We start from the raw sequence: 13,702 nt of genomic DNA on the forward strand, positions 1-13,702 counted from the left end.
TCTCATCAGGCTTCTCAGACAAAAATACAGCGACCTCAACTTATCCACATCGACCACCAATCACATTCAAGATTCCCGTCAATGGAACGTCTTTCTAGAGCGTCAATATCAACGCTACTGGAATATTCACTTTGCCAAAAAGACAAAAGAGCTAAAGCAAACGGTGAATTATCTGGGTCGTTATCTGAAGCGTCCACCGATATCCGCATCAAGGCTGCGTCATTATGGCGGGGGTACGGTGGTTTTTAAGTATCTAGACCATCGAGACGGAACGCATAAAACAAAGACGTTGACGCAAGAAGAGATGATATTGCGGTACGTGAGTCATACCCCACAGCACCATTTTAAAATGGTGCGTTACTACGGTTTTCTATCTAATAGAAAGCGTGGTCGTCTACTTCCTTTGGTGTATTTAGCTTTAGAAAAGAAGAGTTTGAAACAGGCTGACCCCCTCACGTATGCCAAACAATACAAAGGGTTTACAGGTAACGATCCATACCAGTGTGTGCTATGCGGAGGCAGAATGGAATTTACAGGTTTTATGAAAGGCCCCCAAAATGACCAACTACTGGATAATCGTCGAATGAGCATGCGTGAAGCGCGGCGATTAGGCGTGGCAGCGTAGGATAAGTCCGTCTAAATCCAGTAATTTAGTAGAAAAAACACCCACATTGTCTATAAAACAATCTGACCTTAAATCTGCAGTAAACTGTCACAATTCAAACTGGATATTTACCTCGTAAACGGCCTTGATGGTTATGATTGAGTTTCTTAACCATCAAGAGAAGTTGCTCGTAATCGAGGTCGTCGATATTACAAAGCTGTTGATGCTGACAATCGTGCAAAGCGTATGGCTAAACGTCCGAAGCTAGGGGTCTTAGAGAGTAACCCAGAGCTCAGAAAAATCATCATGTCAAAGCTTGAACTTAAGTAGTCTCCAGAGCAAATATCTGGTTGGCTAGGCGTCAAGTATCCGCGCAGAAAGTATATGCAGGTATCGTACGAGACGATATATAAATCAATGTATGTCCGAGCCAAAAGTATCATTCATCACTCTTTCACACAGCATTTACGTCGAAGCAGACCCATGCGCCACAGTCGATACCATCGCCGAAGCGGTGATAGAAGCTTTACTAACATCGTAAACGGCGTATCGATACATGAACGCTCCAAGAACATTGATAATCGTAAATATGTTGGCCACTGGGAGGGCGATCTAGTATCAGGTTCAAAAAATACACATATTGCAACGCTAGTAGATCGAAAGTCTCGCTTTACTATCATTCTTAAATTAGCAGGTAAAGACGCTGAATCTGTACATAAGGCGCTGTTAACAGCATTCAAACAAATGCCTGCGCAATATCGAAAATCCTTAACGTGGGATAGAGGGATGGAGCTAGCGAAACACGCCGAGTTGACCAAAGAAATAGGTATTCCTGTCTACTTTTGTGACCCTCAGTGCCCATGGCAAAGAGGTACGAACGAAAACACTAACAGCTTGATTAGACAATACTTCCCTAGAAAAACAGATTTATCACCTCACTCACAAGAAAAGCTAAATGATGTGGCAACACAATTAAATGAACGACCTAGAAAGACATTGAATTTTAAAACTCCTTCACACATGATTGAAAAGGGTGTTGCGATGATCACTTGAATCTACAGACGCCTTTTTTAGGATTTCTTTCTCCATACGGATCTGCTTTACTTCTTTACGTAGTTGTTTCAACTCTTCATATTCCTCGTCTGATAGCTCCTCAGACTCAAGCTGAGCTTCTAATTTAGCCTTCCACTTGTGAAGGAGTGTGACAGACACACCTACCGCCTCAGCTGCTTCTGTGACTGTGTATCCTTGCTCTCGAACCAAAGCGACGGCTTCTTCTTTAAACTCTTTAGGATAACGTTTATAAGTACGTTTTTCGGTCATATAACACCTCATTACAGAGCTCTTTCTGGCAACAACTAAGAACCTCATAGCTTCAACAACACCATCATGAGATTTAGGGATTGCTGTAGATTCATTAGCTAACACTGAGCGAGCGGCGCTCTCAGCATCAGTTGGATCTGATTTCCCTCTTAGTCTACGCATTGCTCTATTGGGTCTGTTTACTTCAAATACTTTAATTTGCTTCTGTTGCAAGAACTTACACAAGCCTGCACCATAAGTCCCAGTGCCTTCTATGCCTGCTTGCTTCACCGTTCCAAAAGATTTACACCATTTGTATAATTGTTCATAACCACCTGAACTTACGATAAACTCTTGAGTATCGATAACCTGGCCGATGCTGTTAACAAGCACCGCAACATGATTATCAAGGTGCGTATCAACGCCTAATGTTAAATTATTAGAAATGTTATTACAGTTCATATCAGCCCGACCTCATAGTTACAGCGACAGGACTGGACACAGACGTTGCAGAACAATGCTCCTATTAGGTCACTGGCACTGATTAAAATGAAATTACTGACAAATGAAGATCGACAGGTCAATACAAAGATACTTGATCAATCCCAGCACGGGTCAGATCTTCACCGTCAGTATTATCGAGTATATTCTCTATATCCCAACAAGCTCCAACGTCCCCCATACTCGAACGCATTCCGTAGCTCTGTAATAGCTTCTGGTAACGCTTGCTTGTGTATTGAGAGCCTCGGTCACTGTGGAACACTAAGCCTCTCGGAGGTTGCCTTAAGTTATAAGCTTTCATTAGAGCTTTGTTGACTAAGTCTGTGGTCATTCGTTTACTTAGATGCCATCCCACGATACGACGTGAATACAAGTCCATTACGATAGCAAGATACATCCAGCCTTCATCTGTCTTCAGATACGTCACATCGCCGGCCCACACTTGATTTGGAGCGACAGGGTTGAAGTTTTGGTTGAGTAAGTTGTCGGCAACCGTATCGCTGTGTTTGCGTTTTGTCGTCACTTTGTAAGCCTGTCTTTGCACGGCTTTTAACCCCAATGACTTCATAATTGAACGAACTTTGTATCTCCCCACTACGACCCCTTCCTTGCGCAGTTTCTTTACCATCTCACGATTGCCTAAACTACCTCTACTTTCTTTGAATAACGTCTTGATTCGACGGTATAAATTCAAAGTAGTGGCTGAAATAACCTTTGCTGGTCTCTTCAGCCAAGCGTAATAAGCAGAGCGACTCACTAGCATGACTTTGCATATCACTGAAACCGGATAATGCTTAGCTTCGGTTTTGATGAATTCGAACTTTACTTCATTTCTTTCGCAAAGAAGGCCTTTTTTAAGATTTCTTTCTCCATACGGAGCTGCTTTACTTCTTTACGCAGTTGTTTCAACTCTTCATATTCCTCGTCAGATAGCTCCTCAGACTCAAGCTGAGCTTCTAATTTAGCCCTCCATTTGTGAAGGAGTGTGGCAGACACACCTACCGCCTCAGCAGCTTGTGTGACTGTGTATCCTTGCTCTCGAACCAAAGCGACAGCTTCTTCTTTAAACTCTTTAGGATAACGTTTATAAGTACGTTTTTCGGTCATATAACACCTCATTGATTAACATTGATTGTCTATCAATAAAGAGTCCTGTTCCATTAGACCAGTACACGCCATTGTAACGCTATTGGAGCGTAAAAGTCGTTTCTTCTTGATACAGAAAGTGGATTCAAAGTCAGCAAAAGATGTGGCTAAAGCTACTATTGAGCTGCTGAGGCCATACAAAGAGCATGTACATACCATCACCTCTGACAATGGTCGAGAGTTTGCATACCATGAGGCGATTGCCGATGCGTTGGATGCAGAGTTTTACTTCGTTCATCCTTACAGCTCGTGGGAGCGCGGAGCAAATGAAAATGCCAACGGATTACTGCGTCAATATGTACCAAAGGGAACAAACTTGCGTGAAATTGGAGATGATGTGATACAACTTGCGATGTCGAGAATAAACTTTAGGCCGAAAAAGTGTTTAGGCTTTAAGCAACCAGCCGTCATATTCCAAGAAATGTGCATGGCTGCTTAAATGGCGAAGTGTCGCACTTCGGACTTGAATTCGGGCAGAACTATCATCTTTACCTGCCGATTTTCCAAACCGTCAAATAATAGATAAGCAGCCTAAGATTTAATAGATAGAGCCGAAGAGTAGTCAGCCAATCTGAAACCATCAGTGTCTAAATACTCCTTTCTAAATTTAGATAACTGGTCATCTTCCAAATCATTTTCTGGTAAAATCTTTCTAAGATTACTTAGAAGAACTCTATCTGGTATACTTTTATATGAATAAATTATATTAAGCTCTGACTCAAAATACTTTTTTCGCCAAAATGCATGATTGAGAGTAGGTTTCAAAAGACTATCATATTTCTTTTTTTGAAAAATATGATATAAAACAGACAAGTGGTACACTCCATCTCCTGCTCCTAATTCTTTTAATGCGTCCAATATAACACTTGATTCTTCTAATAAAGGGTCAGGGTTATTTAGTGTTTTTCCAATGTCAGTTCCCTCTTTTACTAAATAAGACAATCTATTTTTAATATAAACTGTTTTATATTGTATAGAGGTACCTTTTTCAAAGCGATAAAAATCAATTACTTTGGGGTTGCTAACCAGGTTAAACATTGACTCTTTTGATAGAGAAAGAAATTCAGATAAAACATAATTTGCCTTGCCGATTAAATTACTTCTAACTTGATTTACAACATTGTTGATATTAAAATCTTGCTTGGGAGAAAACTTTTTTTCAATTTTTTTATTTTCACTTTTTATGTTTAACCTAAATCCATCTTGTACCCAATCGAGTAATTTGGGGTTCTTTTCCCCATCTATAATAGAAACTATATCCCCATCATAATCACCAGATAGCCAGCTCATAACACCTGTAGGAACCTGAATTGTATCCTTTCCTGAAAAAATTGTTTTTATGGAAAAGTATCCAGAAATAACTGTATTATAAACTTTATTTTGACATCTCACTTTATCGTTTAAACTACGCCAGTTTGATGAAAGTTTCTTATCTTTAGAGTTTAAAACTATTGTTTCATTTAATAAATCGCTAGGCCATAGTTCATCATCAATAATCGAAAGTAAACCTTTATAGAAAGACACTTCTCCATTTTCATTACCTTTTGAAACTAAAGAGTATTGAAGCGTTTTAATATTACCAAAAAATGAAGATTGATTACTATCACTTCCTGACACAATAGAGTTCTTTGCTACTGGATAAAAATTGAACTTATCATCAGGGCTTCTATGTAACGCAATACCACTTCCAATTTTTTCTTGAATATATACGATATCATCTGGAGAAGGAATAGCCAAATAATTTTTCACTTTTATATTACCTGAAGTATAAAGATTGTACAGACTCTTTACATCACTATCATCTTTATTTTTATCAGTGTGGCGTTCACTTATATTATTTGTATGTTTTATAATAAATCTTTCGCTATCGTTTGTAAGTTCCCTTATTAGTTCGTCGTTATTATAACCATGCCAGAGATAAGCCTGAGGACTTATACTGTATCTTTCTTCAAGTTCAGCTTCCGGAGTTTCTTCTAGTGCATCATTTGATAGTGCACTTTTTCTTATAATTCCCCAACCATCACTTATTTTTAGCCTAACGCCATTTTTTAAAACAATAACATCCTCACGCGAAGTGCTTTTTATAGATAGATTATTAAATTCTAAAATATTTACGCTATCTAACATCATAGCACGTCCAGAATAAGCCATTCCCTCCTTGAAATTAAACAAACTATCGTATATTCCATTCTCAAAGTCTTCAGTAGCAAACACCTTTAACCCTTGGATTCGATTATTACTATAAATCGTCCCTAAATTAAAATTCCGGCCTTTGTATGTGATTTTACCAAGTCTGTTACTTTTAGGACTAATCAATACAATAACAAGCTCTCTAGAAAATAAAAAAAACGACTTCAATATGGCTACATTTACTGTCTCTTTACCGACTAATACCCCTTTATCATTAATTACATCTATCTCTTTATATTCGTTTTTACGTAATAACTGAGGGGTAAGCATGAACTCTGTATTTCCAGGTACTAGATCACCATGATCGGCTGACACTGGAGCAATATTTCCCCCGACAACATTTACTTGGCCAGGCTCAACACATTGAATCGTGCCGCCAACAGAACACTGGAGACTACAACCAAACGTTAAAGCCGTTTGCTGCTCGATTTTTATCGTTCTATTTGGACTATTCCAAGGGGAGGGTATTACTGGCACACACGGCGGTGGAAGGATTGGATTCATTAACACACAACTACCGAACGGCATAATGTTTACTATTGGGATATGATCGGCAACATTTGCTACTGGTTTATTATCTATAGACATCTCTCTAGATGGAGACACATCTAACTGACTAGGAGCTGTACCTCCAGTACACATCAATGTTGCACCTTTACAAAGGTGTTGCATACAAATAGCCTCTTATTATTTTTGGTTCTGTCGCAAAGTTTATTTTGACATGAAGTCAGCGTTCTCTGCACACACTTATCCCGCGAGAGCGTAAAATCTCTCGAAGGTCGTGTCCCCTTCAACGTCAACCTGTCCCCGTTTTAACATCGTCCACATTTCTCGTCCTTGAACTGAAGCCGTTGGTCCCTCAACCGATTTCCAACCTAAGGCTTGCCGGGTTTTCTGCTTTACCCACCGGTGACTTTGTTCCACAGTATTAATCACCTTCTCCCCCCACGCAATGCGGACAGAGCGTGCATTTCTTCTTGCTGAAGAGATGCTTGAATGGCTACATAATAACTATGTAATTTTTTCCTCACAATAGAAATTATTCAACGGTAAGTTGGCGGTAAACCCCATCTAATAATCCCTCTTTAAATTCGATATGGTCATGGCTTCCAATGTCTTAAAAGGGATCTGCAATGCCAAGACCTATCCGTACCAGAACTGATGAAGAGTGGGCTTTGATGATTCGAACTCAGCGTGAAAGCGGCTTGTCCGTCGCTAAGTTTTGTCGTCAGAACAACATTAACCAACAAGCCTTCTATCGGCATCGTAATCGCATTGAACTGAAAACCTTATAAGAAGACGTCGAAGAATTTGTTAAGGTCAATACAAGTCATGAAGCTTCGCATGATGTTCCATCCACCTCTATTGATAGAGCGTCATCCATTTCTTTGACGATTGGCCACATCAACATCAGTCTTTGCGAGCGCACTTCACCTCTGTGGGTGGCGCAGCTTATTCGAGAGGTGAATGTGTGAAGACCTTCTCTGAATTTGACCAACTTTACCTCTACCCAGTACCTGTCGATTTTCGTAAATCTATCGATGGCTTAGCCTATCTGGTCGAGCAAACCATGACGCTTGACCCATTCCAGTCAGCGCTTTTCGTCTTCTGCAATAAATCAAAGGATAAAGTGAAAGCGTTGTACTGGGATAGAACTGGCTTCGCATTATGGTATAAACGCTTAGACCGTGACCGATTCCGTTGGCCGACAAAAGGCACGAAAACATTGACGTTAGCTTCACATGAATTGGGCGCATTACTCGCAGGGTTTTCTTTATCTGGTCACCGTGCCGTGCTCGTTGAAAGCCTTATGGAATAAGGAGTAAAACCCAACAAAACCAACCAGTTAACGGTTGATTTTATGGTATAATCAATGCCATGAAAACGATGAATAACCCTCTCACTGAACCGTTAACATCTCAGCATACTCTTCACGAGCCACTACAACTATGAACTATCTAGGTCGCTATCTAAAGCGGCCACCTATCTCAGCTTCACGCTTACGTCACAGCTTCAAAGGCAGTCAGGTTACTTTCGATTATCTGAACCATCGAACAGGTCAAACGGAATCATTAACATTAAGCCCTGAGGCTTTAATAGGTCGAATGATAGAGCATATTCCTGACAAACATTTCAAAATGATCCGCTATTACGGTTTTTTGTCTAACCGAAAACGAGGAACGATGTTACCCAAAGTCTATGCCGCTTTAGATATTGTATTAGGCCCAGCCCCTGAAATGCCAGGATACGCAGCGATGCTCAAAGGTTATGCCAAACTCGATCCTTATGCTTGCGTTGTTTGCGGTAGCCAGATGGAATTTGCTCGTTTTCGTTCAGGAGAGTCTTTATCGTCACTAATGGAACATACAATAGTCCAATCTCAAATCAGTTCGGCTTACGCTTCGTAGGATAGTTGCGTCCAAAGTAACGAAACATGGCTAAATTTGCTAAAAAAAGCATCACATTAAACCTGTTGGGTTCTAATGGTCTCGGTTACGGGTATCTCACGAGCTTAATCAGGGTGGCTATGTGGGAAGGGAAGGAATGATTGAAATTCCTTACCTTCAAGATTACCGTCAATGGAACGTCTTCTTAGAGCGTCAATATCAGCGCTACTGGAATATTCACTTTGCCAAAAAGACGAAAGAGCTAAAAAGAGCTAAAAAGAGCTAAAGCAAACTGTGAATTATCTGGGTCGTTACCTGAAGCGTCCACCGATACTTTGGAGTGTTTTCTCTTGAATGAAACTCAGAAAGAAAATATTACGGTGTGACTTTTAAAATTCAAACACCAATTTTTAAACATGCCTAAAGCCTAGATTGAGCTTAAAACCACAGGCATGTGCATAACTTGCCAAGGTTTTAATACTTGGGTTTCCTCGACCAGATTCCAAACGTGAAATATTAGGAGCTCGCGTTCCCATTTTCTTAGCCACTTCATCTTGAGTTAACCCCGACTTTTCACGCATAGTAAGAAGTGTGCTAATCAAGTCAAATTCATCACCCAGCTCATTATACGCTGCTTTTACTTCTGGGTTCTTAAAGGCTTTCTGTTTTAGTGCTGACAAACTCATTGTTTCACCTCTTTCATTCTCTCTTTCGCTAACTTGATCTCTTTCTTCGGGGTCTTGTTCGACTTTTTCACAAAAGCTCTTAGTACATAGACATGCTGACCTTTTAAGTAACAAAACAAGCTTCGACCAATTCCCTCTTGGGCTTTTGCTCTGATCTCAAAGAGACCATCACCCATTGATTCTGTGTGTGGAGGTCCAAGGTTAGCACCATGTAATTCAATCAGTTCTAAAAGCTTAATCATTCGCGCTTGGATTTTTGGTGGCATCGATAAGATCTCATCTTCAACACCAACATAAAATTCCACTTTCCAAGACATTTGTCTTTAACCACTTATCATATATGATAGGTTATAGTAACACCATTTGCACGAAGTTCAAAACTGAGGTTTTGTATCTCATACTTTTAAAGTAGTCCGTCTCGCTGTAGCTTCTCGCGTACTGCTTCATAAATGGGGCTTGTTGCAAAAAATGTAGCAAAGACTCAGAATTTCGTCTTTCCCCATCTAATCCAGCTGTTCAATGATTAACTCCGAATTAAAATGGAAACATTTTGCCCCTGAAATCATCTTATGGTGTCTGCGTTGGTATGGTTCAACTCCAATGAGCTATGCTAACCTCAGCGACATGCTGCAAGAACGAGGAATTTCGGTTAACCGTTCGACCATTTATCGTTGGTTCATTGAGTATGCCCCAGCACTACGCAAGAAATTACGCCGTCATCAATTCATCCGAGCCGACTCTTCGTGGCAGCTCGATGAAACCTATGTAAAGGTGAAAGGAAAATGGCATTATCTGTACCGAGCCATCAACAAACAAGGTGAGACGCTGGACTTCTATTTCTCCCCCAAACGTAATAAAGACGCGGCTTATCATTTCCTGAAGCGGTGTCTGCGCCACTATCCAACAGAGTTACAGCCTCAAATATTAAACACCGACAAGCATTCCTCCTATGCCAATGCGATTGCCCGCCTGAAGAAGGAGGGACGACTGCGAGCGGATGTCGAGCAACGGCAAGTGAAGTCTCTCAATAATGGTATTGAATCCGATCATGCCCACATCAAGAAACTCGTTGTAAGTACTGGTGGTTTCAAAATACGAAAGCGAGCCTGGTTAACCCTTCAGGGATTCGAGTCTCTACGGATGTTGAACAAAGGCCAGTTTGATTTCTGGTTACGTCATGATGAACGTGGAACCCTTGTGCGGGAAAGATCCGCCTTCATGAATCGTCTATTCAATGTTGAGGTAGTTTACGAGTAATCATTAAGCCGATTTCTAGGTAGATATGTATTCTCTGATTAGTTGCAACAACCCCAGTCTAATGGGGCAGTATTGGTTATGGTTATGGTTATGGTTTTACTTTTGACGGAGCAAATTATAACTTTTTATGATGCTGTTCAAAAATCACTCATGAAAGATCAACACGCCATAATAATTGTACAAAATCTTCTTAGGCTGAATTTTTTATCCACCATCTTATACTTGGTATATTTTTTGCTGTCGAGCAACTTCTTGCTTGATTCGAGCAACTTCTTGCTCGTATTAGGTAAGATCTTGCTCAGCTAGCATATTAACAAACCCTTAAGCTATTGAAGTGTATGACTTTTCATTTTGGCATAGTTCTTGATTTAGAGTTGGGTGTTTTTACACCCAAACCACAAGGATTTTACTATGCCAACTCCATGTTATATCTCTATCGACGGTGAAACTCAGGGTCTTATCACTGCTGGTGCTTGTACTGCTGATTCTATCGGTGACTCTTACGTTGAAGGTCACGAAGATGAGATGCTGGTTCAAAAGTTTGATCACGTTGTTACAGTACCAACCGACCCTCAATCTGGTCAGCCTTCGGGTCAACGTGTTCACAAACCGTTCCAATTTACTGTGTCGCTAAATAAAGCAGTACCACTGCTGTACAACGCACTTTCTTCTGGTGAGAAGATGAAGACCGTTGAATTGAAATGGTACCGCACGTCTATCGAAGGCAAACAAGAGAACTTCTTCACTACTAAACTCGAAAACGCATCTATCGTCGATATCCAGTGTGAAATGCCACACTGTCAGGATCCGGCAATGTCTGACTTCACCCAAAACCTAACCGTCTCTATGTCTTACCGTAAGATCACTTGGGATCACGTTAACGCAGGTACGTCTGGCTCAGACGACTGGCGTAAACCAGTCGAAGCTTAATCGCTTTGATTTTCTGAGGCTTCCCTCGGGGGAGCCTCAGAAAACCTTAACTTCAAATTATCAATCCGTTAGTAATTTGCGTTTAAGGTTTTTGTGTTTAGGGTTAACGATAGGAGAGACGCAATGGCGACATTAGCGTACATCATTGAGGTAGAAGGACTGAGCGACGATGCTTTGGTGGTCACCAAGTTCGATGGACAAGAGTCCTTGTCTGCTAGTATGTTCGGTCAAAGGCCCTGTTACGGGTTTTGCTACCAGATTGAGTTAGCCAGTCGTTTACCTAACTTAACCCCAGAGCAGGTGGTTGATCGGGCGGTCGAGCTGCGCATGTATCGTAACCGTATCTTGGTTCAACGAGTACACGGCGTGGTGCGCGCGTTTACCCAAGGGGACATTGGTCACCACCATACCTTCTATTCATTGACCCTTGTGCCTGCTTTAGAGCGCCTCTCTCTGCGTCACAATAGCCGTATCTTCCAGCACCAGACCACGTCCGACATCATCGCGACGCTACTGCAGGAGATGGGCATTAATGATTACGCTTTCTCGTTAGCGCGCGAGCTGGCTCAGCGCGAGTTCTGCGTTCAATACCGTGAAAGCGACCTCGACTTCCTGCATCGTCTCGCAGCAGAAGAAGGCATGATCTATAGCTTTATCCATGAAGCTGGAAACCATACTCTGGTCTTCAGTGATTCCAGTGCTCTGTTACCTTCATTGGCTGAACCTGTCCCGTACAACGGGCAGGCTGGCGGTGTCAGTGATGTGCCTTATATCAAAGGCTTCCGTTACCAATCTGAGGCTCACGTTGCCGAAGTTGAACTCAAAGACTACAGCTTTAAAAAGCCAGCGTACTCCTTTAGTCAGTCGGCTCAGGGGGCTGAAATAGATTACCAGCAGCCGACTTACACACATTTTGATGCCCCGGGGCGTTATAAAGATGACCTCAATGGCACTGCGTTTACTCGCACCCGTTTAAACTACCTACGCCGCGATGCCCAGTTAGCTGATGGTAAGAGTAACGAGTTCTTAATTCGTGCAGGCTATAAATTCACCCTCAGTGACCACCTCAATCGCGCCTTTAATCGCGATTGGTTACTGGTTCGCGTCAGTCACCACGGCGAGCAGCCTCAGGCTTTGGAAGAAAAGAGCGGACATGGCGCAACAACCTACAACAATCAGTGGCAAGCCATTCCAGGCCATATCAACTGGCAAGCCACACCAGAAATCAAACCAATCATTGACGGCCCGATGATCGCAACGGTCGTTGGTCCAAAGGATGAAGAAATTTTCTGTGATGAACATGGGCGGGTGAAAGTGCACTTCCACTGGGATCGTCATGACAACAGTCCAGAGCATAGCTCTTGCTGGGTACGCGTATCCCAAGGCTGGGCAGGCAGTCAGTACGGCATGATGGCCATTCCGCGCATCGGCCATGAAGTGATCGTATCGTTTTTAAATGGCGATCCAGATCAGCCGATCATTACTGGCCGAACCTATCATATCACCAATACACCACCTTACTCGTTGCCAGAGAACAAAACCAAAACCGTCTTGCGCAGTGAAACTCACCAAGGTGAAGGCTTTAACGAACTCAGTTTTGAAGATCAGGCAGAGCAGGAGCAAATCTACCTGCATGCACAGAAGGACTTTGACTCCTTAATACTCAATGATATGACCACCCATGTTAAGCATGATCAACATAGCACAGTGGATAGCAACCACTTCACTCAGACAAAGAGAAACCACCACTTCACCGTTGGCGGAGAGAGTCGCACCCTAGTCAAACAAGATGTCACCTCAATTGTTGAGGGTAGCCTACATCAAAACATCGCACAGCTTCACGCCCTTAAAATAGGTAATGAACTACATATCAAAGCTGGTAAGAAGGTCGTCATCGAAGCCGGATCTGAAATGACCCTCAAAGTCAATGGCAGCTTTATAAAACTGGACTCGTCTGGCGTCAGCCTAGTTGGGTCAAAAATCAATCTAAACTCGGGCGGTAGCCCGGGCTTAGGGAGTGGTTACTCAGAGAAAAACGTTTTACCACCGAACGAGCTCGATGCCACGGCATCGAACCTTCCGCCGCCTAATCAACATAAAAATGAAGATATTGCTGAGAATACTATCGGTCCGGTGATAGCTGAACCACGAACGTTAGGTGGCAGCTCTAAGGGTAACGAAGAAAGCATAGGTAATAAAGGACTCTCGTCGCCTACTAAAGAAATGGAAAGCTCGGAGGCTCAAAAAGGCGAACAACGCGTTGTTCTGCAAGCGGGAAGTACGCCAGAAGTCGCGAAGGCTGTTCAACATTTAGCTGCTAAACATCCTGGTTCCACGATAGTAAAACTTAATCATGATGGTTCTTTACCGGATGTAAAGTTGGATACAACAGGCAAACCTTTAAAAGTGCTTGTCGTGGGGCATGGTGATACGAAAGATGGAAGTCCATCAAGTACTATTGGTGGGTTAAATGCAGAGCAAGTGAGTGCGCTTACACAAAGTATCGCGAACAAAACAGGCAACGAAAGCCCAGAAAGGGTATCTTTAGTGGGTTGTAATACGTGCAACTTAGCAAAAGAGGTTTCAGAACAATTACCGAACTCCAAAGTCACAGGACAAGATCGTATTGTGAAAGTGAATGATAACGGGCGGAAAGAGTCGTCAGATATAACCGATCCTAAGGCTCTACCAAATGGCGC

Annotated in this window: 11 protein-coding genes and 5 pseudogenes; 10 read left to right on the top strand and 6 right to left on the bottom strand. The window is 42.1% G+C overall.

The genetic code is table 11. The features are described 5' to 3' along the window. Both ACU01J_RS20430 and ACU01J_RS20435 read left to right on the top strand, forming a co-directional pair. On the top strand, positions 1–625 hold a 625-nt coding region (locus ACU01J_RS20430), incomplete at its 5' end, for an IS91 family transposase (RefSeq protein ID WP_481087323.1). 153 nt (positions 626–778) lie between these two features. Next, positions 779–1,657, top strand: a pseudogene (locus ACU01J_RS20435) (IS30 family transposase); the annotation flags it as partial. Here ACU01J_RS20435 and ACU01J_RS20440 read toward each other — a convergent pair. Next, a complete protein-coding gene (locus tag ACU01J_RS20440; RefSeq protein ID WP_481087324.1) occupies positions 1,619–2,368 on the bottom strand; it encodes an IS110 family transposase in 750 nt (249 codons plus the stop codon). The pseudogene ACU01J_RS20435 and the gene ACU01J_RS20440 overlap by 39 nt on opposite strands. 193 nt (positions 2,369–2,561) lie before the next feature. Continuing rightward, positions 2,562–3,514: pseudogene (locus ACU01J_RS20445) on the bottom strand (IS3 family transposase); the annotation flags it as partial. Positions 3,515–3,581: 67 nt separating this feature from the next. On the opposite strand from ACU01J_RS20445, the pseudogene ACU01J_RS20450 reads away from it, so the two are divergent. Then, positions 3,582–3,992, top strand: a pseudogene (locus ACU01J_RS20450) (IS30 family transposase); the annotation flags it as partial. Positions 3,993–4,084: 92 nt separating this feature from the next. Here the strand turns inward: ACU01J_RS20450 and ACU01J_RS20455 are convergent. After that, positions 4,085–6,415, bottom strand: coding sequence for a DUF4280 domain-containing protein (locus tag ACU01J_RS20455; RefSeq protein WP_481087325.1), 2,331 nt, complete (start codon positions 6,413–6,415; stop codon positions 4,085–4,087). Between the two features lie 75 nt (positions 6,416–6,490). Next, positions 6,491–6,673: pseudogene (locus ACU01J_RS20460) on the bottom strand (IS6 family transposase); the annotation flags it as partial. 203 nt (positions 6,674–6,876) lie between these two features. Here ACU01J_RS20460 and tnpA point away from each other — a divergent pair. The 4 genes and pseudogenes from tnpA to ACU01J_RS20480 form a co-directional block, all read left to right on the top strand. Continuing rightward, positions 6,877–7,038 (top strand): IS66 family insertion sequence element accessory protein TnpA, encoded by a 162-nt coding sequence (gene tnpA, locus ACU01J_RS20465; RefSeq protein ID WP_481087326.1) that lies wholly within the window; start codon positions 6,877–6,879, stop codon positions 7,036–7,038. 176 nt (positions 7,039–7,214) lie between these two features. Next, on the top strand, positions 7,215–7,562 hold the full coding sequence (gene tnpB / locus ACU01J_RS20470; RefSeq protein WP_481087327.1) for an IS66 family insertion sequence element accessory protein TnpB: 348 nt from the start codon (positions 7,215–7,217) through the stop codon (positions 7,560–7,562). 97 nt (positions 7,563–7,659) lie between these two features. After that, positions 7,660–8,151, top strand: coding sequence for a transposase (locus tag ACU01J_RS20475; protein WP_481087331.1), 492 nt, complete (start codon positions 7,660–7,662; stop codon positions 8,149–8,151). Positions 8,152–8,302: 151 nt separating this feature from the next. After that, positions 8,303–8,463: pseudogene (locus ACU01J_RS20480) on the top strand (transposase); the annotation flags it as partial. A gap of 77 nt (positions 8,464–8,540) precedes the next feature. Here ACU01J_RS20480 and ACU01J_RS20485 read toward each other — a convergent pair. Together ACU01J_RS20485 and ACU01J_RS20490 are read right to left on the bottom strand one after the other, a co-directional pair. Then, the gene (locus ACU01J_RS20485; RefSeq protein WP_481087328.1) at positions 8,541–8,816 is read right to left on the bottom strand and encodes a helix-turn-helix domain-containing protein; all 276 of its coding nucleotides are present in this window, start codon (positions 8,814–8,816) and stop codon (positions 8,541–8,543) included. Continuing rightward, a complete protein-coding gene (locus ACU01J_RS20490; protein WP_481087329.1) occupies positions 8,813–9,133 on the bottom strand; it encodes a type II toxin-antitoxin system RelE/ParE family toxin in 321 nt (106 codons plus the stop codon). The genes ACU01J_RS20485 and ACU01J_RS20490 overlap by 4 nt, the downstream gene beginning before the upstream one ends. A 202-nt stretch (positions 9,134–9,335) precedes the next feature. Between ACU01J_RS20490 and ACU01J_RS20495 the strand changes: the two genes are divergently transcribed. The 3 genes from ACU01J_RS20495 to tssI form a co-directional block, all read left to right on the top strand. Beyond that, positions 9,336–10,073 (top strand): IS6 family transposase, encoded by a 738-nt coding sequence (locus ACU01J_RS20495; RefSeq protein ID WP_481087330.1) that lies wholly within the window; start codon positions 9,336–9,338, stop codon positions 10,071–10,073. A gap of 411 nt (positions 10,074–10,484) precedes the next feature. After that, a complete protein-coding gene (locus tag ACU01J_RS20500; protein WP_069669095.1) occupies positions 10,485–11,003 on the top strand; it encodes an Hcp family type VI secretion system effector in 519 nt (172 codons plus the stop codon). Positions 11,004–11,126: 123 nt separating this feature from the next. Continuing rightward, positions 11,127–13,702 (top strand): type VI secretion system tip protein TssI/VgrG (gene tssI / locus ACU01J_RS20505; RefSeq protein ID WP_481087259.1); only part of this gene is annotated, 2,576 nt, incomplete at its 3' end.

The organism is Vibrio sp. 2433-A1, assembly GCF_056726085.1.